Annotated in this window: 22 protein-coding genes, 1 pseudogene and 1 riboswitch; of the genes and pseudogenes, 16 read left to right on the top strand and 7 right to left on the bottom strand. The window is 74.5% G+C overall.

All coding sequences use genetic code 11. From position 1 onward, the window contains the following. Nucleotides 1-4 precede the first annotated feature (4 nt). The gene (locus tag V6U77_RS03385; protein ID WP_334604655.1) at nt 5-511 is read left to right on the top strand and encodes a hypothetical protein; all 507 of its coding nucleotides are present in this window, start codon (nt 5-7) and stop codon (nt 509-511) included. Here V6U77_RS03385 and V6U77_RS03380 read toward each other — a convergent pair. Continuing rightward, on the bottom strand, nt 455-946 hold the full coding sequence (locus tag V6U77_RS03380; protein WP_334604654.1) for a GNAT family N-acetyltransferase: 492 nt from the start codon (nt 944-946) through the stop codon (nt 455-457). The two genes, V6U77_RS03385 and V6U77_RS03380, sit on opposite strands and share 57 nt — an antisense overlap. 17 nt (nt 947-963) lie before the next feature. Then, nucleotides 964-3279, bottom strand: coding sequence for a glycoside hydrolase family 65 protein (locus tag V6U77_RS03375; protein WP_442934367.1), 2316 nt, complete (start codon nt 3277-3279; stop codon nt 964-966). A gap of 260 nt (nt 3280-3539) precedes the next feature. Between V6U77_RS03375 and V6U77_RS03370 the strand changes: the two genes are divergently transcribed. Then, nucleotides 3540-4178 carry a phosphatase PAP2 family protein gene (locus tag V6U77_RS03370; protein WP_334604652.1) on the top strand — a complete coding sequence of 213 codons (639 nt, stop codon included), beginning with the start codon at nt 3540-3542 and terminating at the stop codon, nt 4176-4178. Between the two features lie 63 nt (nt 4179-4241). Here the strand turns inward: V6U77_RS03370 and V6U77_RS03365 are convergent, their stop codons facing one another. Further along, entirely contained in the window at nt 4242-5000 is a 759-nt protein-coding gene (locus V6U77_RS03365; protein ID WP_334604743.1) for a prepilin peptidase, read from the bottom strand. A 601-nt stretch (nt 5001-5601) separates the two neighbouring features. On the opposite strand from V6U77_RS03365, the gene V6U77_RS03360 reads away from it, so the two are divergent. The 12 genes and pseudogenes from V6U77_RS03360 to V6U77_RS03305 form a co-directional block, all read left to right on the top strand. Then, nucleotides 5602-6168, top strand: a complete 567-nt coding sequence (locus V6U77_RS03360) for a hypothetical protein (RefSeq protein WP_334604651.1) — start codon at nt 5602-5604, stop codon at nt 6166-6168. Continuing rightward, nucleotides 6165-7151, top strand: a complete 987-nt coding sequence (locus V6U77_RS03355) for a hypothetical protein (RefSeq protein WP_442934366.1) — start codon at nt 6165-6167, stop codon at nt 7149-7151. The genes V6U77_RS03360 and V6U77_RS03355 overlap by 4 nt, the downstream gene beginning before the upstream one ends. A 55-nt stretch (nt 7152-7206) precedes the next feature. Further along, the gene (locus V6U77_RS03350) at nt 7207-7866 is read left to right on the top strand and encodes an SAF domain-containing protein (RefSeq protein ID WP_334604650.1); all 660 of its coding nucleotides are present in this window, start codon (nt 7207-7209) and stop codon (nt 7864-7866) included. 2 nt (nt 7867-7868) lie between these two features. Then, nucleotides 7869-8669: a ParA family protein gene (locus tag V6U77_RS03345; RefSeq protein WP_334604649.1), complete on the top strand. Its 801-nt coding sequence runs from the start codon at nt 7869-7871 to the stop codon at nt 8667-8669. Then, nucleotides 8659-10194: a CpaF family protein gene (locus V6U77_RS03340; RefSeq protein WP_334604648.1), complete on the top strand. Its 1536-nt coding sequence runs from the start codon at nt 8659-8661 to the stop codon at nt 10192-10194. The genes V6U77_RS03345 and V6U77_RS03340 overlap by 11 nt, the downstream gene beginning before the upstream one ends. Further along, nucleotides 10155-11099: a type II secretion system F family protein gene (locus tag V6U77_RS03335; protein WP_334604647.1), complete on the top strand. Its 945-nt coding sequence runs from the start codon at nt 10155-10157 to the stop codon at nt 11097-11099. Before V6U77_RS03340 ends, V6U77_RS03335 begins: the two co-directional genes overlap by 40 nt. A gap of 108 nt (nt 11100-11207) precedes the next feature. Next, nucleotides 11208-12086, top strand: a complete 879-nt coding sequence (locus tag V6U77_RS03330; protein WP_334604646.1) for a type II secretion system F family protein — start codon at nt 11208-11210, stop codon at nt 12084-12086. 25 nt (nt 12087-12111) lie between these two features. Continuing rightward, nucleotides 12112-12309 carry a hypothetical protein gene (locus tag V6U77_RS03325; RefSeq protein WP_334604644.1) on the top strand — a complete coding sequence of 66 codons (198 nt, stop codon included), beginning with the start codon at nt 12112-12114 and terminating at the stop codon, nt 12307-12309. A gap of 69 nt (nt 12310-12378) precedes the next feature. Continuing rightward, nucleotides 12379-12855: a TadE/TadG family type IV pilus assembly protein gene (locus tag V6U77_RS03320; protein ID WP_442934360.1), complete on the top strand. Its 477-nt coding sequence runs from the start codon at nt 12379-12381 to the stop codon at nt 12853-12855. Next, entirely contained in the window at nt 12840-13319 is a 480-nt protein-coding gene (locus V6U77_RS03315) for a TadE/TadG family type IV pilus assembly protein (protein WP_334604643.1), read from the top strand. The genes V6U77_RS03320 and V6U77_RS03315 overlap by 16 nt, the downstream gene beginning before the upstream one ends. Beyond that, complete coding sequence (locus V6U77_RS03310; RefSeq protein WP_334604642.1) at nt 13316-13747, top strand: pilus assembly protein TadG-related protein; 432 nt, start codon at nt 13316-13318, stop codon at nt 13745-13747. Before V6U77_RS03315 ends, V6U77_RS03310 begins: the two co-directional genes overlap by 4 nt. A 15-nt stretch (nt 13748-13762) precedes the next feature. Continuing rightward, a pseudogene (locus tag V6U77_RS03305) lies at nt 13763-14767 on the top strand (LysM peptidoglycan-binding domain-containing protein); the annotation flags it as partial. Nucleotides 14768-15215: 448 nt separating this feature from the next. On the opposite strand, the gene V6U77_RS03300 reads toward V6U77_RS03305, so the two are convergent. Next, the gene (locus V6U77_RS03300) at nt 15216-16067 is read right to left on the bottom strand and encodes a Rieske 2Fe-2S domain-containing protein (RefSeq protein WP_334604641.1); all 852 of its coding nucleotides are present in this window, start codon (nt 16065-16067) and stop codon (nt 15216-15218) included. Between the two features lie 106 nt (nt 16068-16173). Beyond that, complete coding sequence (gene bluB, locus V6U77_RS03295; protein ID WP_334604640.1) at nt 16174-16797, bottom strand: 5,6-dimethylbenzimidazole synthase; 624 nt, start codon at nt 16795-16797, stop codon at nt 16174-16176. A gap of 50 nt (nt 16798-16847) precedes the next feature. After that, nucleotides 16848-17022: riboswitch (cobalamin riboswitch) on the bottom strand. Nucleotides 17023-17144: 122 nt separating this feature from the next. On the opposite strand from bluB, the gene V6U77_RS03290 reads away from it, so the two are divergent. Next, nucleotides 17145-18062 (top strand): EamA family transporter, encoded by a 918-nt coding sequence (locus V6U77_RS03290; RefSeq protein WP_334604638.1) that lies wholly within the window; start codon nt 17145-17147, stop codon nt 18060-18062. 42 nt (nt 18063-18104) lie between these two features. After that, complete coding sequence (locus V6U77_RS03285) at nt 18105-18869, top strand: crotonase/enoyl-CoA hydratase family protein (RefSeq protein ID WP_334604637.1); 765 nt, start codon at nt 18105-18107, stop codon at nt 18867-18869. A gap of 139 nt (nt 18870-19008) precedes the next feature. Here V6U77_RS03285 and V6U77_RS03280 read toward each other — a convergent pair whose 3' ends face one another. Then, entirely contained in the window at nt 19009-22689 is a 3681-nt protein-coding gene (locus V6U77_RS03280) for a discoidin domain-containing protein (RefSeq protein ID WP_334604635.1), read from the bottom strand. Between the two features lie 177 nt (nt 22690-22866). Further along, nucleotides 22867-25731, bottom strand: coding sequence for a galactose-binding domain-containing protein (locus V6U77_RS03275; RefSeq protein WP_334604634.1), 2865 nt, complete (start codon nt 25729-25731; stop codon nt 22867-22869). Nucleotides 25732-25789 lie beyond the last annotated feature (58 nt).

Genomic DNA, 25789 nt, shown 5'->3' with positions numbered 1-25789 from the left:
GCCGATGACCAGTCAGCGCGAGACAGTGGAGGTCGACCCGGTCCTGTTCCGTGCCGTCTACGACTCGCCCGCCTCGCTGCCGGGCAGGCACCGGTGGACGACCCCGGAGTCGGACGTACGCCGGATCGAGAAGCTGCTCGGCATGCCGCTGCGCAGCATCGGCGCCCCCCTGTGGGTCAGCGGCGACCAGCCGGACTGCCCGAAGTGCGGCCGCCGGGTGAACTGGTACGACATCGTCTCGTCCGCCCTCTCCGGCGTGCACGACCGGATGATGATCGCGACGGTCATCCTGGGCGACCGCAGGTACGTCAACACCGAGGTCCCGGACGCGATCGCCGGGGTGCGCTGCACCGACTGCCGCACGGCGATCGAGGGGCTGCGCAGCTTCAAGTGCCACAACTGGGCGTACGCCTTCGAGGCGCTGGAGACCGTCCGACAGCGGATGTCCGGCGCGTCAGTCGTCGGCCGTCAGCCCGCGAGCGAAGCGCAGCCCGGGACGCCCGTCGAGTGACACCTCACCGATCGGCGTGAACCCGGTGCGCCGGAGCACCGCACGCGAGCCCGCGTTGTCCAGGGTGGTCGCGGCGGTGAGCCGGCGCAGCCCGTACGCCTGCCGGGCCAGTGCGACGACGCGGCGGACGCCGTCGGTCGCCACCCCGCGCCCGGCGGCCCGCTCGGCCACCCGGTAGCCCAGCTCGGCCTCCCCGTCGGCGACGTCGACCAGGTTGAACCGGCCCAGCACGCCCCCGTCCGGCTCGACCAGGAGGTGGAAGTGGCAGCCGCCGCTCTCCTGCTCGGCGAGCAGTCCCGCGTGCCGGGCGGCGAAGTCGGCGAAGTACGCGTCACCCCGGTCCGGCACCGAGCGCGCGAACCACTCCCGGTTCTCGCGCTCGAAGCGCAGCAGCGCGTCGGCGTGGTGGGCGGCGAGCCGCTGGAGTTCGGACACCACGCCACCCTCGCACCTCAGCGTTCGCCGGCGGAGCGCCGGGTGGAGCGGCGACCGGGCGGGGAGGGCGGCTCCGGCCCCGGGTCGGGCACCTCGGGCATCGGCCGGGTGACCGGCCCGGCCCCGGTGACCCGGAGCGGCTCGCCGTGGTGCCACACCTCGACGCCGGTCTCCGGGTCGGCGTCGGGCAGCTCGTAGCGGGCCTCGTCGCCGGTCAGGGTGACCCGCAGCCGGTGGCCGTGCCAGCGCAGGCAGAAGGAGAGCCGGTCGATCGCCGCCGGCAGGCGGGGGTCGAAGGAGAGCACCCCCCGGTCGTCGCGCATCCCGCCGAAGCCCTGCACGAGCGCCAGCCACGCCCCGGCCAGCGACGCCAGGTGCAGCCCGTCGCCGGTCTTGTCGCCCAGGTCCGCCAGGTCCTGCAGCACCGACTCGGCGAACAGGTCGTACGCGAGGTCGAGGTGCCCGGCCTCGGCGGCGAGCACGGCCTGCGGGGAGGCCGACAGCGACGAGTCCCGCACCGTGCGCGCCTCGTAGTAGGCGAAGTTGCGGGCCTTCTCGTCCGCCGTGAACTCCCCCGGGCAGCGCTGCATGGCGAGCACCAGGTCGGCCTGCTTGACCACCTGCTTGCGGTACAACTCCAGGTAGGGGAAGTGCAGCAGCAGCGGGTAGTCGTCGTCGGAGGTGTGCGCGAAGTCCCACTCCGGCTGCTCGGTGAAGCCGGCCGACTGCTGGTGCACACCGCGCTTGCGGTCGTACGGGATGAACATCGCGTCGGCCGCGGCGCGCCAGGCCGACACCTCGGCCGGGTCGACCCCGAGCCGGGCCGCCGCCTCCGGGTGCCGCTCGGCGGCGTCGGCGGCGCCGCGCAGGTTGCGCCGGGCCATCAGGTTGGTGAAGAGGTTGTCGTCGGCCAGGGCGCTGTACTCGTCGGGGCCGGTCACGCCGTGCAGGTGGAAGGTGCCGGTGTCGGACCAGTGGCCGAAGCCGTGCCAGAGCCGGGCCGTCTCGACCAGCAGTTCCAGCCCCGCCCCGGCGAGGAACTCCTCGTCACCCGTGGCGGCGACGTAGCGCAGCACCGCGTCGGCGATGTCGGCGTTGAGGTGCAGCCCGGCGGTGCCGGCCGGCCAGTAGCCGGAGCACTCCTGCCCGCCGATGGTCCGCCACGGGAAGCTCGCCCCGGTCAGCCGCAGCTCCGCCGCGCGCTCGCGGGCCTCCGGCAGGTGGGCGTGCCGCCAGCGCAGCGCCGAGCGGGCCAGCGGCGGGTCGAGGTAGGTCAGCACGGGCAGCACGTAGCCCTCGGTGTCCCAGAGCACGTGCCCGTCGTAGCCGTTGCCGGTCAGGCCCTTGGCGGGAATGGTCCGGTCGCCGTCGGCCCGGCCCGCCTGGAGCAGGTGGAACACCGAGAACCGGATGGCCTGCTGGAGTTCGTCGTCGCCGTCGAGCTGCACGTCGGCGGTCCGCCAGGCGACGTCCAGCGCCGCGCGCTGGCCGGCGAGCAGGGCGTCGAAGCCCTCCGCGCGGGCCGCGTCGGCCTCCGCGACGACCAGGCGGGCCAGCTCCGCCGGGGGCATGGCGTCCACCGGGGTGCACTCGTACGCGGCGAACTTGGTCAGCTCGATCCGTTCGCCGGGACGCAGGGTCCCGGACAGCGTGAGGCGCAGCCGGTCCGGGGTGCAGTCGACGCCGGAGGCGAAGCCGTCCGGGGCCGCCACCTCGTGCGCGACGGCGACGGCGACGCGCTGCCCACTGTGCCCGGTGCGGTGGACGAGGACGCCGTCGTGCCCGTCGTGGTGGCGGTACTCGGCCGTCAGCGGGTCGGTGAGCACGGAGGCGGCGCGGGGGTCGTCGGCGCGCTCGGGCACCCGCTCGTTGGCGAGCAGGTCGGCGCAGACCCGCACCTCGACCGCCCCGTCCAGCGGCTCGACGGACCACCGGACGGCGGCCACCGGACGGCGGGGCAGGGAGACCAGCCGCACGCTACGGACGCGTACGCCGTGCCCGCCCGGCGACGTCCACTCGGTGTGCCGCTCGACCACCCCGGCGCGCAGGTCGAGCACCCGCTCGTGGGTGCGCAGGGTGCCGGTGCGCACGTCGAGCGGCTCGCCGTCGACCCAGAGCCGGATCAGGGCCGCGTTCGGCGCGCTGATCACCGTGTCGCTGAACTGCGGGAAGGCGTACCCGTCCTCGGGGTAGTCGACCTCACGCCGCTCGTGGAAGCCGTTGAGGTAGGTGCCCGGCATCCCGTAGGGCCTGCCCTCGTCCAGGGTGCCGCGCCAGCCGACCCAGCCGTTGCCCAACGCGAAGATCGACTCGGTCTCGGCGAGGCGGTCCATGTCCGCCTGCGTACGCCGGATCCGCCACGCCTCGTCGTCCCCCGAGGCCTGCGCGGTCGGCGGTCGATCGGCGGTGGGGGTGTCGTGCACTGCGCCTCCAGGGAGTCCGACGTACCGGTTGATCGAAGCAGAGCGGGCTGAGAGGCCGCTGAGACGAAGGTCGGGGTCACCACCCGACCAACGCACACTGCGCCCGGCTTCCAGGTGTTCCATGGTTGTCCGCGTGGTAAACGAGGTATGAACGATAGGTGAGGTGAGTCATGATTGATGCGGACCCGCCGGGCGTCCCGGAGATCAGCGTCGAGTGGTACCAGGACATCGTCGACTTCGCCGCCGACACCCCGCAACCGGTGCAGTGGTTCGCCGAGCACTTCACCGAGGGCGCGATCCTGCTGCTCGGGGCACTGTGGCTGGTCGCGGCCGTCTCCCGGCTGCGGGGCGGGCCGCGCGACCGGGCGTACGCCCTGGTGTCGCCGGCGCCGGTCGTGCTCGCGTACGGGTGCAGCGAACTATTGAAGATCGTGGTGGACCAGGAGCGCCCCTGCCGAGCGCTCGCCACCGAGCTGGCCATCGTCGCCGGCGAGTGCCCGCCGACGGGCGACTGGTCGTTCCCCAGCAACCACTCCACGATCGCGGGCGGCCTGGCGGTGGCGACGCTGCTGCTGTCCCGCCGGGTCGGCCTGGTGGCGCTGCCGCTGGCGGCGCTGGCCGCGTTCTCCCGCACCTTCGTCGGCGTGCACTACCCGCACGACGTGCTCGCCGGTGTCCTGCTCGGCGCCCTGTTCGCGGCGCTGCTCACGCCACTGTTCGCCCGCCCCGCCGCCGGGCTGCTGCACCGCCGCGCCCGCCAGGCCGAGCGCCCCGTCCGCGACCCGGCCACCCCGACGTCCCGCCGCTGACCGCCCACGGGAACGGCGGAACCCGCCCGGGTGTGGAGTTTGCCTGGACCAAGGCCGACCGGGTCAGGTGAGGAGGGCGGCCAGGGCGGCGAGGGTGCCGAGGACGAGGAACGGGCCGAAGGGGAGGTGGTTGCGCCAGCCGACCCGGCGGGCGGCCAGCAGCGCGACGCCGACCAGCCCGGCCAGCAGCAGGGCGAACACCAGCCCGGCGACCAGCGCCGCCCAGCCGTACCAGCCCAGCAGCGCGCCGACGCCGAGCGCCAGCTTGGCGTCGCCGAGACCGAAGCCGCGCCGGCCGAGCAGCAGCGTGGTGGTGGCGAAGAAGAGGGCCAACGCCGTGCCGGCGGCCGTGGCACGCACCCAGGGCTCCGGGCCGGGTCCCGCGACGCCGGCCAGCCCCAGCAGCAGCCAGGTGCCGGCCGCTGCGGGCAGGGTGAGCCGGTCCGGCAGCCGGCGCACGGCCGCGTCGACGAAGACCAGCGGGATCGCCCAGCCCAGCCACCAGGCCGTGGCGGCCAGCACGACGCCGGGCGGCCCGAGCAGCACCAGCGCCCCGACGGCCGCCGCGAGGGCGAGTTCCACCGTGCCGGGCGGCGGGCCGACGCGCGTCCCGCACCGCCCGCACCGTGCGGCCGGGCCGAGCGCGGGCCAGGGTCGGGCCAGCCCGATCGGGGCGCCGCAGGCGTCGCAGCCGGTCCGGGTCGCCGCCCCCGGCGGTACGGCGTGCCGGATCACGGCGAGCCGGAGCGTCGGAGCGAGCGCGAGTACGGCCAGCAGCCGCGCCCCGCGCGCGGCGGCCTTCGGCGCGGCCGGCTCCGCCACCGCGGGCGGCCCGGTCAGCGTCACGATCGCCCCCGGGGGCCGGCGCCGGCGACGACCACGCTGGGTAGTGCGTCCAGTGTCGACCGGTAACGGGCGGAACGGCCCGCACCCCTGCCCCACAAAGCGCGGTATCGCGCGCGGAAATGGCGCATACGCATAGGCGGGAATCCCATTCTGGCGAAATACCGATGCGTCGGCGCGGGGGACGGATCGGACCAGACGCCACGTCCGGGACAACCGCCCGCCACCGCGACGACGCCCTGCCCACCTTGCGCGCTTCCCACGCCGCCGACCCACCGATCCCCGCCGCCCGACCCGTCCGCACCAGCCGACGACACCCGCCACCACCACCTGTCATCACTCATCGTGTTTGCGCGAATTGCCTCTGTTGCATCGGCGAACGTCAGCCTATGCTCGCCCCTTGGGTGTGGTGCAACCCACAGCGAAAAGACGGGACGACGCGGGACATCGCCTTTGTAGAGATCAGCAACGACAAATGCACCGGCGCTTTCCGACAGGTCCGGATGACCCCATTCGGTCGCGCCGTCGCATGCCCGGAGGCCGCCAGACCGGCCCCGGACGGCCACCGAGGAGGCACGACGTGCGCGGACGGCGGTTCAGCCGATGGGCAACCTGCCTGCTCGCCATCGCGGCGCTCGGCGCGGCCCCGGCCTGCGGCGCCGAGCCCACGACGGCCCCCCGGGCGGCGACTGCCCGGGACGCTCCCGCCCCCACCCCGCGGGCCGTCGACGAGCAGGCGGCGAAGAAGGCGGCGCTGGCCGCGTACGCCGGCTATCTCGCCGCCTCCCGCAAGGCGAGCGGGCGCGGCGATCCCCACCATCCGGAGTTGTCCCGGTTCCTCGCCGACCCGCTGCTGACCCGGGTCCGGCTGACCATCCGCGAGGCGAAGGAGCACGGCGCGATGCGTACCGGCACGTTGGTCTCCGACCCGACCGTGACCTCGGTGAGCCTGGATTCGAGCCCGCCAACCGTGGAGATCCAGGACTGCCTGGACGCCACCGGCTACCGGCTGGTCTACGCCCGGGACAAGCGGGTCGTGCCCGGCACCGGCGGTACGCGGCACCTGGCCACCGCCACCGCCACCCGCTACCCGGACGGCCGCTGGCTGATCAGCGCCGGCGCCGCCCACGAGGACCTGCCGTGCTGACGCGGGCGGGACGGGGCACCGGGACGGAACGCGTCCGTACCGCCGACGGTGGCGGCCGGAGCGGGACGGCCCGCCGGTCGCTCGCAGGCGTCGGCCTGGCCCTGCTGCTGACGCTCGCGGCGGCCGTGCCCGCGATCGCCGCGAAACGCGCGGACCCCGGCGCGGAGTGCCCGCCGGGGCAGAGCGACTGCAGCGTCTGGGACGACGATCCCGGCGCCCCGGGCGATCCCGGCGGCGGCGGGGACGACGGCGGGGGTGGCGACCCGGGCGGCGGGGGCGGCGGCGGCAAGTGCCAGTGGAACGGCCGCACCATCAAGTGCTACGACGACGTGCTCGGCTGGTTCAACAACGGCGACGGCTGCTACTACAAGCTCGCCCAACCTCAGCCCGAGGCCCCCGAGGGCCAGCAGTGGTACGTGCGCACCTGCAACGGCGGGGACCTCGGCTCCCAGACCACGGTCCTGCGCGACGCCCCGCCGCCCGGCTTCGGCGCGCCGCCCGACCCGGAGGAACTCGCCCGACGGGCGCTGGCGAAGATCACCATCGCGGCGCCCCGGATCGCGGTCGCCCCCCGCCGCAGCAACGGGCCCGGCCTGGTCGGACTGCCCGTCTGGATGTGGGGCCGCGACGACGACCCCAAGTACTTCGGGCCGACCCAGCGGGCGTCGGAGAGCGAGCGGGGCCTGACCGTGGAGATCACGGCGAGGTTCGACCGGATCGTCTGGAACATGGGCAACGGCAGCACTGTCACCTGCTCCGACGCCGGCACCCCGTACCGGGCCGACGGCCCGCTCGCCGGCCGCCGGTCCCCCGACTGCGGCTACCACAGCGGCTACCCGAAGGCCGGCGACTACCGGGTGCGCGCCACGACGTACTGGACGGTGACCTGGCAGGGCGGCGGGCAGAGCGGCGTCATCCCGGTCAACCGGAGCACGGGGACGGTCCCGGTCCGGATCAACGAACTACAGGTGGTGGCCCAGTGAGCGCGAGGAGTGAGCCGGTCTTGCGAGCCCCGCAGTCGCGAACGGAGATGGCCCGGTGAGTGTGGCGACCCGGAACGGGACCGGCCCGGTGGACGCGCCGGTCGCCCCGCCCAGGGTGGTCCGGCAGCGCCGGATGCGCCCCGGGTTGCTCGGCCTGGCCGTGCTGCTGATCGCCCTCGGTGGCCTCGGGGCCGCGTTCGCGGTCACCTCCGTACGCGCCACCGGCAGCTACCTGGCGGTGGCCCGGCCGGTCGAGGTCGGCCGGCAGGTCAGCGCCGACGACCTGGTCCCGGTGCAGGTGGCCGGCGGTCGGGGGCTGTCCCCCGTGCCGGCGGGCCGGCTCGACGAGGTGATCGGCAAGCGGGCCGCCGTGTCCCTGACCCCCGGCACGCTACTGACGATGGCCCAGCTCACCGACGACCCGCTGCTCGGCCCCGGCCAGCAGCAGCTCGCGCTGGGCCTGGGTCCCGCCGAGGTGCCCGCCCGCAGGCTCCACCCCGGCGACAAGGTCCTGCTGGTGAGCACGCCGGACGACAACGACGACCGTCCCGTCGGCGCCGCCACCCGGTTCGCGGCGACGGTCATCGACGCCGTCACCTCCGACAACGACGACGAGGTGGTGCTCTACCTGGCGCTCGCCGTGCGGGACGTGCCGGCCGTCGTCGCGTTGTCCAGCCAGGAGCGGCTCGCCGTCGTCCTGACCGAGGCGGCCTGAGGATGGCGATCATCGCGCTGGTGTCGGCGAAGGGCTCCCCGGGCGTCACCACCTCCGCCCTGGCCTGCGCCCTGACCTGGCACCGGCGGCTGGTGCTCGCCGAGTGCGACCCGGCCGGCGGGTCGATCCTCGCCGGCTACCTGGGCGGCGCGCTCGACGGACCCCGGGGCATCGGCGAACTGGCGGTCGGCGAGTTGCGCGACGGCAACCTGGATTCGGCGTTCTGGTCGCAGCTGGTCGACCTGGACGCGCCCAGGCGGGAGCGGCTGCTGCTGCCCGGCGTCGTCGACCCCGCCCAGGCCGGCAGCGTCACCCCGCTCTGGCAGCGGTTCGCCGACTTCTTCGGCGGCCTGGAGGGCGGCGACCCGCCGTACGACGTGGTGGTGGACTGCGGGCGGCTGCACGTCGTCGGTCCGCCGTGGCCCATCCTGCGCGCCGCCTCGGTGGTACTGCTGGTCAGCGGCGCCCGGCTGCCCGACCTCTCCGGCACCCGGGCCATGGTCAGGACGATCGAACGGGACTTCGCCGAGCACCGGGTGCCGCCGGGCACCCTGCGGCTGCTGCTGGTCGGCGACGGCCACGGCAGCGGGGAGGTCAGCAGGGCGCTGCGGCTGCCGGTCATCGCCCGGTTGCCGCACGACCCGCGTACGGCCGAGGTGCTCTGCCTGGGCGGCACCGTGCGGGCCGGTCGGCCCCTGATGCGCGCGGCCGGGGCCCTGGAGGTGCCGGTCGGGGCGCTGCTGGAACGCCGGCGCGCCCGGCTGGCCTGGCCCGTGTCGCAGGGGGTGCCGGATGCGGTTTGAGCCGGTCTCCGGCGACCCGCGCCGGCAGCCGTCCGGCGCCACCTCCATCGCGCCGCCGCTGGTCCCGCCCACCGGCCGGCAGCACCCCGTCCCGCTGCCGGTGCCGGTCACCGCGCCGCGCCCGGAGCAGCCGCCGCCTCGGCCCCGCGTCGACTTCCAGGTGGTCCGCGAACTGCGCCGGGAACTCAGTGAACGGCTCGCCCTGTGGCAGCGCGGCCGGGAGTTCACCGTCGACGAGGAGGACACCGAGCGCGCCCGGCTCGCGGTGGCGGTGGTGGCCGAGTACGCCGACGCGGTGCGCCGGGCCGGCACGCCGATGGCCGCCGGCGAGGAGCGCGTCCTGCTCGACCAGGTGACCGCCGAGCTGGCCGGGCTCGGCCGCCTCCAGACGCTGCTGGTCGACGACACCATCGAGGAGGTGCACATCCTCGGCTGCGACCAGGTGCGCGTCACCCGGCACGGCGGCGGGGTCGACTGGGTGGAGCCGATCGCCGACAGCGACGACGAGCTGGTCGAGATCCTCCAGGCGGCGGCACGCCGGGCCGGGGCCACCGAGCGCTCGCTGTCGACCTCCAAGCCCACCCTCGACCTGCAACTGCCCGACGGCAGCCGGCTCGCCGCGGTGTTCCTGGTCAGCCACCGCCCGTACGCGGTGATCCGCAAGCACAACACGCTGGACGTGAGCCTCGACGACCTCGCCGGGAGCCGCGACGACCTGGACGAGATGATCGACCCGCTGGTGCGCGACTTCCTGCGCGCGTCCATGCGCGCCGGGCTGAACATCATGGTGGCCGGCCTCGCGGGCGCCGGGAAGACCACCGTGATCCGGGCGCTGATGGACGAGATCCCAGCCGACGAGCCGTACGTGCTGCTGGAGGAGAGCCGCGAGCTGCTGCCGGCCCGCCGCCGGCTCAAGCACCGGGCGGTGATGAGCTTCGAGGCACGGGAGGGCCACGGCGAACGCGGGGCGGACGGCCGCCCGGCCGGTGAGGTGAGCATCGCCGACCTGATCCCGGTCTCGCTGCGGATGGGCGTGCTGCGGATCATCGTCGGCGAGGTCCGGTCCCGGGAGATCGTCCCGATGCTCCAGGCCATGACGACCAGCCGCGGCTCGATGTGCACCATCCACGCGCGTACGCCCGCCGGGGTGAGCGAGCGGATCATCGAGTTGGCGCTCGCGCACGGCCGGGAGATGACCGTCGACCAGGCGCGCCGGATGGCCGGCAACGCGCTCGACCTGATCGTCTACGTCACCGTCGAGGACGAGACCGCGATCGGCGGGCGCAAGCACCGCTTCGTCTCGCACGTCGAGGAGGTCATCGGGGTCGGCGACGGCAACCGGATCACCACCACCCAGGTGTTCGGGCCCGGACCGGACGGGCGGGCCGTGCCCCGGCACCTGCCCGAGCGGGTACGCGCCCAACTGCTCCGCGTCGGCTACGACGCCCGGTTGCTCAGCCGCTGGATCGAGGCCGGCACGGGCGCGTGGCGCCGCCCCCGGCACACCCGGCTCGGACGGCGGTGACGTCGGTGCCGGACAACGTCGAACTCGTCGCGGTGGTCTCCGGGGCCTCCTGCGTCGCCGGGCTGCTGCTGGCGGTCGTCGCGCTGGTCGGCACCCGCCAGCCGCCGGGCCGGCCCGGCGCGGGCCGGGGCCTGGACCGGCCGTGGAAGGGCCCCAGCGCCAACCCGCGCGAGCAGCGGGCGCACCAGGCGCTGCTGGTCGGCGCCGTGGTCGCGGGCGCGCTGGCCTTCCTGGTCACCGGCCTGCCGGTGGTCGGCCTGCTGGTTGCCGTGGCCGTACCGGGTATCCCGTGGCTCTTCTCCGTCGGCAAGGCCGAGCAACGGGCCATCGCCCGCATCGAGGCCGTCGGCGAGTGGACCCGCCGGCTCAAGGACGTCTCCGCCACCGGCCAGGGGCTCCAGCAGAGCGTCATCGGCACCGTCGGCACCGCACCCGAGGAGATCCAGGAGGAGGTACGGCTGCTCGCCGCCCGCCTCCAGGCCGGCTGGCTGGCCCGCTCCGCGCTGCTCGCGTTCGCCGACGAGATCGGCGACCCGGTCTGCGACCAGGTGGTCGCGGCGCTGATCCTGCACGTGACCGACCGGGGCGAGCGCCTGGGCGACGTGCTCGGCTCGATCGCGCAGGCGGCGGCGGCCGAGGTCGCCACCCGCCGGGAGATCGAGGCGAAGCGTACGCAGCCCCGCTTCGCGGTCCGCTTCCTCACCGGGATGACCGTGGCCACCGTCGCGTACGGGCTGCTCAACAGCGAGTACATCCGCCCGTACGGCACGCCCTTCGGGCAGCTCGTGATGGCGGCGCTCGGCGCAGCCTTCGTCGGCCTGCTGGCCTGGGTGCGGTCGATGAGCCAGCCCCGCCGGCCGGCGCGCTTCCTGCCGGCCCCGGACCCGGAGGAGGTGCTCGCGTGAGCGCGAGGAGTGAGCTTGCGAGCCCCGCAGTCGCGAACGAAAGGCCAGCCCCGTGAGCGCGAGGAGTGAGCTTGCGAGCCCCGCAGTCGCAAACGAAAGGCCGGCCCCGTGAGCGTCGTCATCAACTGGCAGCTCGCGGTGGCCGTCTGCGGCGGGTCGGCGGTCGGGCTGGGCGCCTTCCTGGTGGTCCGCGAGCTGGTGCCGGCCACCCCCGCGCTCGGGCCCGCGCTGCGCCGGCTGCACCAGCCGGGCGGCGTCGGGCAGCTCGGCACGCCGGCCGACCGGCGCCTGGAGTGGCTCACCGAGCTGTCCCGCTGGCTGCGGCCACCGCACCGGCAGCTCGCCCTGATCGACCGGACACCCGAGCAGTACGCCCTGTCGATGCTGCTCTCCGCGCTGATCGGGCTCGCCGCGCCGACGCTTCTCGGCGCCACCCTGTTCGCCGTCGGCGTCCGGCTGCCGGTGGTCGTACCCGTGCTCGGCAGCCTCGGGCTGGCGCTGCTCTGCGCCCTGGTCGCGCACCGGTCGGTGCTGGACCGGGCGGACAGGGCGCGCGACGAGTTCCGCCAGGCGGTCTGCACCTACCTGGACCTGGTCGCCCTGCAGCTCTCCGCCGCGCACGGGCCGGTGCAGTCGCTGGAGCGGGCGGCGGCGGTCTGCGACGGCTGGGTCTTCGACCGCATCTCCGAGTCCCTGCGGATCGCCCAGATGCAGATGCACTCGCCGTGGGACGAGCTGCGCGACCTCGCCGAGCGCATCGGCATCCCGGAGCTGGGCGACGTCGGGGCGATCATGCGGGCCTCCGGCAGCGAGGGCGCGCAGGTGCACGAGACCCTGCGCAGCCGCGCCGACTCGCTGCGCGACCAGATCCGCACCGACAACCTGGCCCGGGCGGAGGGAGTGACGAGCCGGCTCGACATCCCCGGGGCGCTGCTCGTCTTCGTCCTGCTGGGCTTCGCCGTCTATCCGTTCATCGCCCGTCTGTGATCCGACCCGAGAGAAGGAGCACGTCATGTCCGTCATCACCCGCCTGCACGTCGCGATGGCCACACGCCTGGCCGAGCTGCGCGAGGACGGCGAGCGGGGCGACAGCCCCGTACCCACCGCCGTGATCATCTTCGGCCTGGTCGCCGTGGCGATGGCGGTCACCGCCGCCGCCCTCGGCGCCGCCAACGACTGGATGAGCAACATCCCGAAGGCCCCGAAGTAGCACCGGGCCGTGCGCCGAGCAGACTCCGTACCGAGACGCCGGGCGGCCACCACCGCCCGGCGTCCCGTCGTGCCCGCCACCCGGTGCCCCGTCCGGTCAGCAGCCCGATGCGGCCTTCCGGTTGCCGCCCGACGGCTCGTCCCGGCCGCCGCCCGGCGGCTCACGGCCGGCGGGGTCGACCGGGGAGCCAACCCGGTCGAGTTGGCGGTGGCCATGCCGGCGATCCTGCTGCTGCTCTTCGCCTCGATCCAGACCGCGGCCTGGTTCGTCGCCCGTTCCACCGCGCTCAACGCCGCGCAGAGCGGGGTCAACGCGCAGCGGCTGCACCAGGCGCCGTCAGGGGCCGGCGAGGCCCGCGCCGTCCGGTTCCTGCGGGCCTCGGGCGGTTGGCTCGTCGGCTGGGACGATCCGGCACCGAGCTGTCAGAGCACCACGACCGAGGTGACCTGCACCGTGCGCGGGCGGTCCCTGTCGGTCGTGCCCGGGGTCAGCTTCCCGGTGCGCCAGACGGCGCACGGGACCGTGGAACGGTGGACCACGCCGTGAGCCGTACCGCCGAGCGGGGCTCGGTCTCGATCGAGGTGGCGGTGCTCGCCCCGGCGTTCATCGCGCTGATCGTGCTGGCCGGCGTCGCCGGGCGTACCGCCGTGGCGGCCGAGGCGATCGACGCCGCCGCCCATGACGCCGCCCGCGCCGCCTCGATCTCGCGGGACGCCCGCACCGCCCGCGCCGCGGCCCGGGACGCGGCCCGCCGGCAGCTCGACTGGCGCGGCCTGAACTGCGCCGGCACCCCCGAGGTGACGTTCAGCGGCGCGGTACGCGGCGCCCCCACCAGCTTCGACGCGGCGTTCCGCAGCCCGGCCGGGCAGGACGCCTCGGTCACCGTCCGCATCGCGTGCACCGTCTCCTACGGGGACCTGCACCTTTCCGTCCTGCCGTCGATGCCGGCCGGCGACCGCGTGTCGGCGAGCTTCACGTCGCCGCTGGACCGCTACCGGAGCCGGGGATGACCGCCCTCGCCGGCCGGCACGACCACGGCCGGGTGAGCATCTTCCTGGCGGTGGCGATGGTCGGCATCCTCGCCGTCATCGGCATGGCCGTCGACGGTGCGGGTCAGCTGCGCACCCTGCAGCGGGCCGACAACCTCGCCGCCGAGGCCGCCCGCACCGGCGGCCAGGCCATCGACCGGGCCACCGCCATCGCCGGCGGGCCGCCCCGGATCAACCGTCCCCAGGCCCGCCGGGCCGTCGCCGACTACCTGGCCGCCGCCGGCGCCGCCAGCCACACCGTCAGCTTCCCGGTCGTCAACGGGGAGACCCGGGTCCGGGTACGCGTCACCGTCACGCACCGCAGATCGCTGCTCGGCCTGTTCGGCTTCGACGGGACCGTCACCGTCTCCGGCGAGGCGACCGCGCGGCCGCTCACCGGGGCACCGTAGGAAGGGAAGGCAGCCATGGCCGCATCGGGTCGTTCCGCCGTACGGCGGACCGGACGCATCCTGACCGGGTCCGGCGCGCTCGTCGTGCTCTGCGCGGTGCTGGTCGGCGCGCCGGTGGCGCTGCTCGCCCTCGCCGGCAACCCGTTGCCCGACCACCTGCCCACCGTCGCGGAGATTGGCTCGACGCTGACCAGCCGCGACGACGGGCGGCTCTTCCTGCGGGCGCTGGCGCTGGCCGGCTGGTTCGGCTGGGCCACCTTCGCCTTCTCGGTGCTGGTCGAGCTCTGCGCGCAGGCGCTGCGCCGGCCCGCGCCCCGGCTGCCGGGGATCAGTCGCCAGCAGCGGGCCGCCGCCGCGCTGATCGGTTCGGTCGCGCTGATCCTCGCGGCCAGCCCGGCGGCGAGCGCGGCGACGGCGATGACCGGCCCGTACGCCCTGCCGGCCGCAGCGACCACGGCCACGCAGCCGGCTGTCGCGGAGGCCGCCTGGCCGGGCCCGACCGACCCGGGCGACGGCGTGGCCGTCTACCGGGTGGTCCGGGGCGACCACCTGGGCGCCGTCGCCCAGCGCTACCTGGACGGGTTCGCCGACTACCGGGACCTGGCCGAACTGAACCGGCTCGGCGACCCCGACCGGATCCACCCGGGTCAACTGCTGAAGCTTCCCGGGGACGCCGAGGACCGGGGTGCCCGCCGGCACGCCAACGGTCGCCTCGTCGCCCGCCCGACCCCGCCCGCGCCCGCCCGGCCGGCCCCGCAGCCGGTGCCCGGGAAGGTCGCTCCCGAGCGGGCGACGCCGCCACCGGCCGCCGAGGCCCCGGTGCCGCCACCGGCGCAGAAGGGCGCCGGTCAGGCCCCGACGCTGACGGTGGGAGCCGCCCGGGCCGGCGAGCCCGACCGGGTGAACCGGCCCCTCGCGGTCTCCGCGGTCCTGGCGGTGGCGAGCATCGTCGGCGCGCAGATCGGCGCGGTCCTGGGCCTACGCCGCCGACCGGGTTACGTACCGGCCGGGGCGGCACGGGCCACGGCCGCCGCGCGCCGTGGCACCACCGCGCGCCGTGGCACCACGACCGGGCGCGGCGCGGGTCGCCGGGACACCGGCACCACCCCGCGCGGCAGCGCGATCGGAGCCGACCGGAGCGGTACTGACACCGACGACCGGGAACCCGCACACCCGACCGGTCACGGCTCCGCGTCCCCGGGCGGCAACGAGCGCGCGGGCGCGCCCCTCCCCGGCACGGCCCCCGGCACCCACGACGGCGGGCTGGCCGGCCACGACCGGTCACACCCGCACCCGACCCGCGACACCCCGATCGGCCGTCACCGCCGCCTCTGACCACACCCCCGCTCGGGTGATCAAGAGGTTCGGGCACGGCAGGAGATCGAACCCGACCCGAACCTCTTGATCGACAGCGGAAGCCGGGACCGGAGAGCGCCGGGTCGGGGAACGTTGGGTTGGAGCGCGCCCGTCAGGGGAGGCGGGTCTCCAGGACGCCGTCGACGACGCGGGTCGGCAGGACCTGCTGGTCGTTGCCGGACGGGCCGTGCACGACCTCGCCCCCGTTGAGGCGGAACGCGCTGCCGTGCCACGGGCACACCACGCACGCGTGCCCGTCGATCTCCTGCACCTCGCCCTCGCCCAGCGGGCCGCTCTGGTGCGGACAGCGCTCCAGCATGACGGTGACCTCGTCGCCGTGCCGGTAGAGGATCACCGAGACGTCGTCGACCTCCCGCGTGATCAGCTGCCGCTCCGGCAGGGCGGACATGTCGGCGATGGAGTGCCAGCCGTCGCTCATCCGGTGCAGCTCGGAGATGCTCTGGTTGACCTGCGCGCCCTGCTTGTACGCCAGGTGCCCGCCGATGTAGGCCCCCATGCTCGCGGCGCCCAGCCCGAGGAAGCCGAGCGTCCGGCCGAGGTTGTGCCGGCCGGCCATCCGGGCGGCCACCGAGCCGGCGTAGAACGCCAGGCCGACGCTGTTGGACGCGGCGTGCACCAGGCCGACGCGGCGCTGGTCACGGGCCAGGGCCGCCCAGTCGTTGAGGCCGGCGACCGCGGCCGGGAGGGCGCTGACGGTGCCCACCGCGCACAGGGTGGTGGCGGCCCGGCGCTGCCCCGGCATGAGGTCCAGCACCGCCGTGCTGATCCACGCGCCGACCGGCACCTGCACCATCGCCGGATGCAGCGGATGGCCCAGCCAGACGCCGTGCAGCAGGTCGCGGACCCGCTGCGGTCGGAGGGTGGCCTGGACGGCGCGCTGCAACCGGTCGCCGACCCGGTCCAGACCGGATGCCTGCTCGATCTTCGTCAAGAGTGCTCGCACCCGTACCGACTTCCCGGCAGGAGCCGTCGCAAACCGGGCGGCGGTGACGGATCCGCAGCGGTACGTGATCAGGGCCCCGCCGGCCCGTAACGGGACGCCCCGCCGGTCAGCGTGCCGACCAGCGGTCGTGGTGGATCGCGTCGGCCAGTGGGCGTTTCTGCCGCCAGCCGTGCCGGGCCAGGTCCGGTACGGACTCGAAGTGGGTGACCGGCCCGAGGCAGAGCCACGCCACCGGTCGGATCCCGTCGGGGATGCCGAGCAGCTCGGCGAGCCACGGCTCCCGGTAGAACGACACCCAGCCCACCCCGAGCCCCTCGGCGGTCGCGGCGAGCCAGAGGTTCTCGATGGCGAGGCAGGTCGAGTAGAGCCCGGTGTCGGCGATGGCGTGCCGGCCGAGTACGGCGGGGCCGCCCCGGGCCTGGTCGTGGGTGACCACCACCGACAGGGTCGACTCCAGGACCCCGTCGATCTTGATGCGGGCGAACCGCTCGGCCGCCTCCCCGTCGAGCGTCGCCGCGAAGGCGTCCCGCTCGGTGTGGACGTGCTCGTGGAACCGGCGACGCAGCTCCGGGTCGCGCACCACGACGAAGTCCCAGGGCTGCGAGTAGCCGACGCTCGGCGCGGCGTGCGCCGCCGACAGCACCCGGTGCAGCGTCTCCTCCGGCACCGGCGCGCCGGTGAACTGGGCGCGTACGTCCCGGCGGCGGTGGATGACGTCGTACAGATCCAAGGCAGGCTCCCGCTGCGCTCGGCCCACGCCACACCGGACGCGGGCACCGGACGCGAGGCCGGTCTTCGGACTCCCGGATCGACGCCTGGCCGTCCGCCTTCCCGGCCCGGGCGGGCCAGTGGCTGCGCGTACGCGTGGACGGTGGCTCCCCGGTCACCGCGGCGGGCCCGTGCCGGATTCGCACCGGCTTCCCGATTCTCCCCGCTCGCGCGGGGCACCTCACATGATCGTGCCGTCGGGGATGCTAGCGCCGCCCGGCCCGCCCCGGCCCGGCGGGCCGCGCGGCGCGCCCACAGGCAGTGGAAATCCGGTCGCGGGCCGCGCGTTCCGGGACCACTGTGGTCCGGGTGTACGCACTCTCCTCCCGCCCGCTGCCGGCCGGTCGACCGGCGACCCGACTGACCCTCGCGCTGGGGCAGCCCCGGGCCGTGCCGCCCCCGCTGCTGATGCTGCTCGGCATGCTCTCCACCCAGGTCGGGGCGGCCGTCGCCAAGCAGCTCTTCGGCAGCACCAGCGCGGGCGGCACCACCACCCTGCGGCTCGGCTTCGCCGCGCTCGTCCTGCTGGTCCTGGTCCGGCCGGGGCTGCGCCTGGGCTGGCGTACCGCCGGTCTGGTCGGGGCGTTCGGGCTGGCCCTGGCGGTGATGAACCTCGCCTTCTACGCGGCCCTGGAACGGGTGCCGCTCGGCGTCGCGGTCACCATCGGCTTCGCCGGGCCGCTGCTGGTGTCGCTCGCCGGCAGCCGCCGGCCCGCCGACGTGGCGTGGGCGGGGCTGGCCGGCGGCGGGGTGCTGCTGATCAGCGGGCTCGGCGGGACGGGGGTGGACCGGCTGGGGCTGCTGTGCTGCGTGGCCGTCGCGGTCGGCTGGGCCGGCTACGTCCTGCTCGGCAAGGCGGTCAGCGCCCGGGTGCCGGGCAGCCGGGGCCTCGCGCTGGGGATGGCCGTCGCCGCGCTGGCCGTGCTGCCGTTCGGGGTCTCCGGCAGCGGTACGGCCCTGCTCGACCCGTGGACCCTCGCGCTGGGCGCGGCGGTGGCGCTGCTGTCGTCGGTGCTGCCGTACTCGGCGGAGATGGCGGCGCTGCGGCGGATGCCGGCCCGGGTCTTCGCGATCCTGCTCAGCCTGGAGCCGGCGATCGGCGCGCTGGTCGGGCTGGTCCTGCTGGGCGAGCTGCTGGCCTGGACGCAGGCGGCCGGGGTGGCCTGTGTGGTCGGCGCCGCGCTGGGCGCCACCCTGGTCCGCCCGGCCCGACCCGCCGCGCGCTGACGCCCCTGGCGCCGCCGGCACCGCCGGGGGCATGCTGTCGGGATGGGGGTACGCGTCGAACGCGCCGCGGCGGTGACCACGGTGATCCTGGACCGCCCGGCGGCCCGCAACGCGGTCGACGGGCCGACGGCCCGGGCGCTGGCCGACGCCTTCCGCGCCTTCGAGGCCGATCCCGACGCCTGCGTGGCCGTGCTCTGGGGGGCCGGCGGCACGTTCTGCGCCGGGGCCGACCTGAAGGCCATCGGCACCCCGAGCGGCAACCGGGTCGAGGCGCAGGGGGACGGCCCGATGGGTCCGACCCGGATGACGCTGGGCAAGCCGGTGATCGCCGCGATCTCCGGTCACGCGGTGGCCGGCGGGTTGGAGCTGGCGCTCTGGTGCGACCTGCGGGTCGCCGAGTCCGACGCGGTGCTCGGGGTGTTCTGCCGCCGCTGGGGGGTGCCGCTGATCGACGGGGGCACGGTCCGGCTGCCCCGGCTGATCGGCGAGAGCCGGGCGATGGACCTGATCCTCACCGGCCGGCCGGTGCCGGCCGAGGAGGCGTACGCCATGGGGTTGGTCAACCGGCTGGTCGCGCCGGGCGAGTCCCGGGCGGCGGCCGAGCGGCTGGCCGCCGAGATCGCCCGGCACCCGCAGACCTGCCTGCGCAACGACCGGGCGGCGCTGCTCGCCGGCGCCGGCCTGCCCGAGCCTGAGGCGATGGCGGGCGAGCTGGCGTACGGGATGGAGTCGCTGGCCGCCGACGCGGCGGCCGGCGCGGCCCGGTTCGCCGCCGGCGCGGGCCGGCACGGCGCCCCGGCCCACTGACCGGGGCGGAGTCCCGGCCGGCGCGTGGCCCGGCCGACGGGGCCGGCGGGAGGCCCGACGGGCCGGGCGGTGCGGCCACCGGGTGTCCAGTGGCCGCACCGCCCGGGAGACCGGCCGCCGCCCGGGCGACCGGGGTGGGTCAGTTGCGGTTGATGACGAACGTCGAGGTGGTGTTCTGGATGTCCACCGCGTTGTTGCTCAGGCGGAGGTTGTTGAAGGTGACCGACCCGACGGCCGGGCCCTGCCCCGCCTCCGGCATCTGGTTGGCCCAGATGCCGAAGCCGGACTTCGCGTCGTAGGCGTCACCGCTCTTGCGGGCGCCGCTGATGGAGACGTTGGTGAAGACCGTGTCGGTGATCGGGAACTGCGGCTGCCCACCGACGTAGTTGGTCTGGAACATGATGCCGCTGTAGGTCGGGTCGACGATGTCGACGTCGCTGACCCGGATGCCCTGGAACACCTTCGAGGCGGAGAAGACCCAGATCGCCGGGAAGGTCTGCGCGCCCCAGAAGTGCCCGCCGGCCCGCACGATCGAGATGTTCTCGAACCGCGTGGGCGGGCTGGCGCCGAAGCCGTTCATCGGGTAGCCGAAGTCGAGCGAGCTGATGGTGATGCCGGAGTAGACCAGCGTGTCCGCGATGTAGATGTTGCGGAACGTGTTGCCGTAGCCGCCGTAGACGGCCACGCCGGCGGCCCGCCAGGTCAGGGTCGAGGTCAGGTTCTCGTAGACGTTGTCCTTCATGTCCGCGCCGCCCGCGTCGATCGCCGAGAACAGCGCGAAGCTGTCGTCGCCGGTGGCCCGGGCGTCGTTGTTGCTGACCAGGTTGTTGGTGCTCCCGTTGGTCATGTTGATGCCGTCGGCGAACATGTTCCGGATCCGGGAGTTCTTGATGGTCATGTGGTCGGTGTTCGCGCCCCAGTAGAGGCACACCATGTGCTCGTTCCAGATGTTGTCGATCACGATGTTCGACACGTTGGAGAAGTCGAACACCTTGCCCGGCCCGTCGATGCGTGACGTGTAGTTGCCGAAGTAGGCGAAGTTCGCGAACGACGATCCGGCCGCCGAGTTCTCGGCCCGGAAGCCGATGTCGGTGTTGTCCTGGCCGGACGGCGCGTTGAACCGGGTGTACCAGGGTCCGGCGCCGGTCACCCTGACCGCCTTGCCGTACACCTGGAACTTCGAGGCGGTGGTGTAGTTGCCGGCCGGCAGGTACACCCCGACGAGGTTGCCGGTGGTGTCCATCCGCACCCGGTCCAGGGCGTTCTGCACGTCGGAGTGGCCGAAGCCGGTCGGCGTGACGTAGCGCGCCGGGTCAGGGTTCGCGATCGGCGCCACCTGCTCGGTGTTGATGAAGTCGATCGCGTACGTGGTGGTGTTGGCCGGGTCCTTCTGGAGGCGGATCTTGCTGCCCGCCGGCACCGTGCCGTTGAGCATGACGTTGGCCTCGTCGTAGATGTGCCGCGGTCCGCCCGCGCTCGGCGAGTTGCCCGGGCTGGCCTCGTTGCCGTAGAGCCAGGCGTACCGGGACGTCAGGTCGATGACCTTGTGGAAGCTGCCGTTGACGTAGACGTTCAGCGTCGAGTTGATCCCGCCGCCACCCGGGGCGTCCGGGATGGAGAAGCGGGTGACCAGCGTGTTGGTGCTGGCCCGGGTGGTCCACTCGACGTAGCTGCCGGTCGAGTTGAGGGTCACCGCACGCCGGCCGGACGCCTCACCGGCGAGGTCGCCGACGGTCCGGTTCGGCCCGACGACGCTGGCGCCGCCGCCGACCACGCCGTCCTCGGCCTCGTACATGTCGTAGGGCATGTTGGCGCCGCGCCCCACGAAGAGCGCGCGGTCGCTGGTGTTGTTGGCCTGCTTGACCGGCAGCTCGTTGCCGTCGGCCGCGAGCACCACCCGGACGGTGTACTTGCCGTTCGCGGCGGTCCAGGTGCCCAGGTTGACCGGGCCGACCGTGGCCCCGGCGTTGATCACTCCGGAGTACGAGCCGGTCAGGGTACGGACGACCGTGCCCGCCTCGTTGAGCACGGTGAGCGTGACGCCGTGCGCGCCGGACGCGGAGGCGATGCTGCCGGCGTTGCGGATCGACACCGAGAAGCTGACCGTGTTGCCGGCCGCCGGGGTGCCCGGCGACCAGGCGACCGCGGCGGCGACCAGGTCGGAGCTGGCGACGGGGCTGACCACCAGCCGGCTCGGGTTGGTGAAGCTGTTGTTGGTGTCGTCCTGCTCGACGACGGTGTTCGACTCGTCGACCTTCGCGCTCAGCGGGTAGCTGCCCGCGTCCCGGGTGCCGATGTTCGCCGAGACCGTGGCCGAGGCGCCGGCCGCCAGGCCGCCGACCGGCGCGGTGCCGACCCGGTTGGTGCCGAGGTAGAAGTTGACGTTGGTGGCGCCGGAGGCCGCCGAGCCGGCGTTGCGGACCGTGGCCGAGAGCGTCACCGTGCTCGTCTCGACGGGCGCGGACGGGCTGAACGACATGCCGGTCACGGTCAGGTCCGGGTTCGGCGCCGGGGTGCCGATGACCTGGAACTCGGCGACCTGCCCGGCCGGGGCGCCGGTGTTCGAGGCGATGGAGAGCCGCACGTCGGCCGCCGCGCCGGAGACCGGGATGGTCACCGTGTTGCCGCTGGCCGGGTTGAAGCCGTAGTTCGCGGCGCCGACCAGGGTGGTGAAGGTCGAGGAGCCCTGGTCCCGGCCGAGGACGGTGATGTTCTGGGTACGCGCCCCCCAGGCCGAATCCGGGTTCAGCTTCAGCACGACCTGGCTGAGGCTGGCGTTGGCGCCGAGCTGCACGGTCAGCGTGCTCGGGTTGCCGTTGCCCTCCCAGTAGGTGGCCACGTCGTTGTCGTTGGCGTTGCTCGCCACGAACGTGTGCACGTGCCCCGAGGCGGTGATCGGCTTGCCGACCGCCAGGTTGGTGCCGACGGGCGGGTTGCCGGTGCCGGTCCGGGTCACGGTGTTGCTGTTCGCCGACTGGTTGCCGGCGGCGTCCTTGGCCCGGACGTGATAGGAGACCGTGGCCGTGTTCGGCTGGCTGTCGGTGTACGTCAGGGTGGAGCCGTTGACGCTGCCGCGCAGCGCGCCGTTGGCGTACACGTCGTAGCCGGTCACCCCGACGTTGTCCGTGGACGCCGACCAGGTCAGCCGGATCTGCCCGCTGGCGGGCTGGGTGTACGCCAGGTTCCCGGGGACGCTGGGCGCCTGCGTGTCGGGGTTGCCGGCGGCGCCGTACACCTCGACCTCGGAGAGCTGGGCGGCCGGCCAGCCGGTGTTGCCGGTGACCTGCACCCGCACGTACCGGGTGCTGGCCGCGGTGAAGCTGACGGTGACGGTGTTGCCGGTGGCCGGGTTGAAGGTGTGGCCGCCGGACGCCTTCAGGGTGCTGAACGACGTGCCGTTGGTGGAGCCGAGCACCGACAGCGTCTGGGTGCGGGTCTGCCACGCCGACGACGGCGGCAGCTTGAGCACCACCCGGTCGACGCTGACGGTGGCGCCGAGGTCGGCCTGGATCCACTGCGGGAACGCGTTGTTGGCGCTCTCCCAGTAGGTGTCGGCGTTGCCGTCGTTGGCGTTGCCCGCCACGTAGTTCTGGTTGTGGCTGCTGGCGCTCATGGTGGCGGAGAGCCCGGCGAGCAGGGCGGCGCGGGCTGCGGTCGCGGCCGGATCCGCCGGCGGTGCGGCGGCGGCCGGGGTCACGGCGGGGACGGCGGCGAGGAGCAGCCCGGCGAGCGCGCCGGCGAGCAGCCGTCGGCGGGCCGGGCGGGCGGATCGGGGGACGGGACGGGACGCGGTGCCCTGTCTGGTGCCGAGTCTGGACATGGGGTGGCTACACCTCTTTCGGGGGTGGTGTGTGGTGCGTTGCCCGGCGACGGGCACAGGGGTACGCCCGTCGTGCCGCGACAGGTGGGGGACGGTGCGGGACGGGGTCGGGGCGGCGCTGCGCCGGGCCGCCCGGACCGGGATGGCCCCCGCCCGCGACGGGCGGGGGCCACCGGGCTAGCTGGAGTAGACCTCGAACTCGCTGAGCTGGCCGGCGGGCCAGCTGCTGTTGCCGGTGAAGGTCAGCCGCAGGTACCGCTGGCTGGTCGCCGCGAAGGTCACGGTGACCGTGTTTCCGCTGGCCGGGTTGAAGGTGTAGCCGGCGGACGCCTTCAGGGTGCTGAACGACGAGCCGGTGGTGGAGCCGAGCACCGACAGCGTCTGGGTGCGGGTCTGCCACGCCGAGGACGGCGGGAGCTTCAGCACGATCCGGGACACCGTCCGGTTGGCGCCCAGGTCCACCGTCAGCGACTGCGGGAAGGCGTTGTTGGCGCTCTCCCAGTAGGTGTTCGGGTTGCCGTCGACCGCGTTGCCCGCCCCGTACACGTCGGCGTGGCTGGTCGCCGCGGCCGGGCGGCCGAGCGCGAGGTTCCCGGTCGGGGGCGGCGTGGTGGGGGGCGGCGTGGTCGGGGGCGGGGTGGTGGGGCCACCGCCGTAGACCTCGAACTCGGCGAGCTGGGCCGCCGGCCAGCCCGTGTTGCCGGTGACGGTCAGCCGGACGAACCGGCGCTCGCCGGCCGGCACACCGATCGTGACCGCGTTGCCGCCGGCCGGGTCGAAGGTGCGCCCGGCCGACGCGGCGAGGGTCGACCACGAGGAGCCGTCGGTCGAGCCGAGCACCGACAGCGTCTGGGTCCGGCGCTCCCAGCCGGCGGGCAGCTTCAGCACCACCCGGTCGACGGTGCGCGCCGCGCCCAGGTCGACGGTCAGCGACTGCGGGAAGGCGTTGTTGACGCTCTCCCAGTAGCTGCCCGCGTTGCCGTCCACCGCGTTCGCCGCGCCGTAGTTCTGGTTGACGCTGGTCGCGGTCGCCGGTCGGCCCTGCGCCAGGTTCCCGCCGGTCGGGGGCGGGGTGGTCGGCGGGGGCGTGGTGGGCGGCGGGGTGGTCGGGGGCGCGGTCGTCGGGGGCGGGCTGGTGGGCCCGCCGCCCCACTGCGGCTCGGGCCACGGCCCGCAGTACGGCGTCGAGGAGTACCAGCCGGAGTTGCCGGTGCCCTGGGTGATCTGGAACCCGCTGCCGACGCAGTTGTGCATCGGGTTGGGCTGGGCGATCCCGGTGGCCCGCACGTTGGTGAAGGAGACCTGGCTAGGCGCCTGCACCTGGAGGGCGTACGTGCCCGCGCCGTCGATGCGTACGTTGGTGAAGCTGATCCCGCTGCTCTGTCCCTCGATCCAGTGCAGCGCCGCGTACGAGCTGTCCAGGATGTCGGTGTCGGTGACGTTGACCGCCGCGCCCTGGATGGGCTCGTTGAGCGCGGAGAACCAGATCGCGCCGACGCCGAAGCGCCAGTTGTAGTCCGAGTTGCCGTTGCGGATGAGCGTGTTGCGGGCGACGGTGATCGTCCCGGAGACGGCGGTCGGGCCGGTCACGCCCGGGTAGCGGTTGGCGACGTGGATGCCGCCGCCGTTGGTGACCGAGTCGGCCGTGACGTTGTCGGTGATCTTGATGTCCCGCCCGCCGTACGTCACCAGGTGGTTGGCGAGGATCGTCACGCCGATCGTGTTGCGGGTGAAGGAGTTGTTCACGTTCGGCACGCTCTGCGCCCACATGGCGAGGGCGTCGTCGCCCGTGTTGCGTACGAACGTGTTGGTCACCGTGGAGTTGGTGACGCCCCAGTGGAAGTTCACCCCGTCGGCGGTCTGGTCGAGGATCCGGCTGTTGCGGATGGTGAAGTTGTCCATCGGGCCGTCCATCCAGGCCCCGACCTTGGTGTGCTGCATCCAGACGTTGTCGACCACGGAGTTCGACATCGCCCCGCCGATGGCGTTGACCTGGTCCTCGTCGACCCGCTCCCGGATGTCGCCGATGATGGCGAAGTCGCGCAGCGTGACGTTGCGGCTGGGCCCGCCGGCCTCGTGCGGCCGGATCTCGCCGCTGTAGCCGCCGCCGGGGACGTACTTGCCGTAGATGCCGGCAGCCCGCTTGCGGTCGGTCGGGTGCCGCCCGCCGAGCACCGAGTACCACGGCCCCGCCCCACGCAGGGTCACCCCGTCCACGACGACGTGGTCGAAGAGGGTGAACGTGCCGGTCGGGATCCAGACGGCCCGCCCCTGGGCCCGGCCGGCGTCCACCGCCGCCTGGAACCTGGCGGTCGAGTCGGTCGCGCCGGTCGGGTCGGCCCCGAAGTCGGTGACCACGTCGAGCACGCCGGCCGGCTTGGCGATGGGCGCGCCGACCAGCTCGAAGTCGGCCAGGTCGATGGTGAACGTCGGCGACTGGGCGGTCGAGGAGACCTGGAGCCGGATCTTCGTGCCGGCCGGGTGGGTGGTCCCGAACATGGTCCGGGTCTCGTCGTAGAAGTGGTGCGGGTTGGTGTCGCCCGGGTTGTTGTTGAACGGGTATCCGCCGTAGTACCAGCCGTACCGCGAGGTGACCGGCACCGCCTTGACCAGCGTGCCGTTCGCCCGCAGGTCGATGCTGGCGTCCCGGCCGGTGCCGGCGGCGTTGTCCGGCAGGCTGTAGCGGAAGGTCACCGCGTTGGCGGGCGCGGTGAGGGTGAACTCGACGTACTCGCCGACGGCGTCGAGGGTGACCGCCTCCCGGCCGGACGCCTCGGACGGCAGCGTGCCGTAGCGCCGGTCGGGGCCGATCCTCGTGCCGGTGTGCGCGACCTCCTCCGCCTCCTGCTCGACGAACGGGACGGTGGCGCCCCGCCCCGGGATGTCGAACGGCGAGAGGCCCGCGGCGCGGGCCGGCGTCGCGGTGGTGGTCAGCGCGACGACGGAGATCGAGGCGGCGGCGAGGGCGGTGCCTGCGAGGGCGGCGAGCCCCGCGCGGATGCGGTGTCTTCGCAGGTGGTGCGCGGTGGTGTGGTCGGCCATGAGCGGCGCTCCCTTTCCTTGGATGGCCAGGTCCCCCGTGTCGTGCGTGCGGTGCGCG

Source organism: Micromonospora sp. CPCC 205546 (genome assembly GCF_036902715.1).
Lineage (GTDB): Bacteria > Actinomycetota > Actinomycetes > Mycobacteriales > Micromonosporaceae > Micromonospora.
The sequence above is the reverse complement of the archived record's forward strand: the minus strand, read 5'-3'. Positions and strand labels throughout refer to the sequence as shown.

Excerpts from the sequence above, each read along its gene's own strand:
- V6U77_RS03340 (WP_334604648.1), top strand. The coding sequence starts at position 8,659 with ATGCGGTTTGAGCCGGTCTCCGGCGACCCGCGCCGGCAGCCGTCCGGC.
- V6U77_RS03385 (WP_334604655.1), top strand. The coding sequence starts at position 5 with ATGACCAGTCAGCGCGAGACAGTGGAGGTCGACCCGGTCCTGTTCCGT.
- V6U77_RS03280 (WP_334604635.1), bottom strand. The coding sequence starts at position 22,689 with ATGTCCAGACTCGGCACCAGACAGGGCACCGCGTCCCGTCCCGTCCCC.
- V6U77_RS03285 (WP_334604637.1), top strand. The coding sequence starts at position 18,105 with ATGGGGGTACGCGTCGAACGCGCCGCGGCGGTGACCACGGTGATCCTG.
- V6U77_RS03310 (WP_334604642.1), top strand. The coding sequence starts at position 13,316 with ATGACCGCCCTCGCCGGCCGGCACGACCACGGCCGGGTGAGCATCTTC.
- V6U77_RS03370 (WP_334604652.1), top strand. The coding sequence starts at position 3,540 with ATGATTGATGCGGACCCGCCGGGCGTCCCGGAGATCAGCGTCGAGTGG.
- V6U77_RS03345 (WP_334604649.1), top strand. The coding sequence starts at position 7,869 with ATGGCGATCATCGCGCTGGTGTCGGCGAAGGGCTCCCCGGGCGTCACC.
- V6U77_RS03325 (WP_334604644.1), top strand. The coding sequence starts at position 12,112 with ATGTCCGTCATCACCCGCCTGCACGTCGCGATGGCCACACGCCTGGCC.
- V6U77_RS03275 (WP_334604634.1), bottom strand. The coding sequence starts at position 25,731 with ATGGCCGACCACACCACCGCGCACCACCTGCGAAGACACCGCATCCGC.
- V6U77_RS03375 (WP_442934367.1), bottom strand. The coding sequence starts at position 3,279 with ATGGACCGCCTCGCCGAGACCGAGTCGATCTTCGCGTTGGGCAACGGC.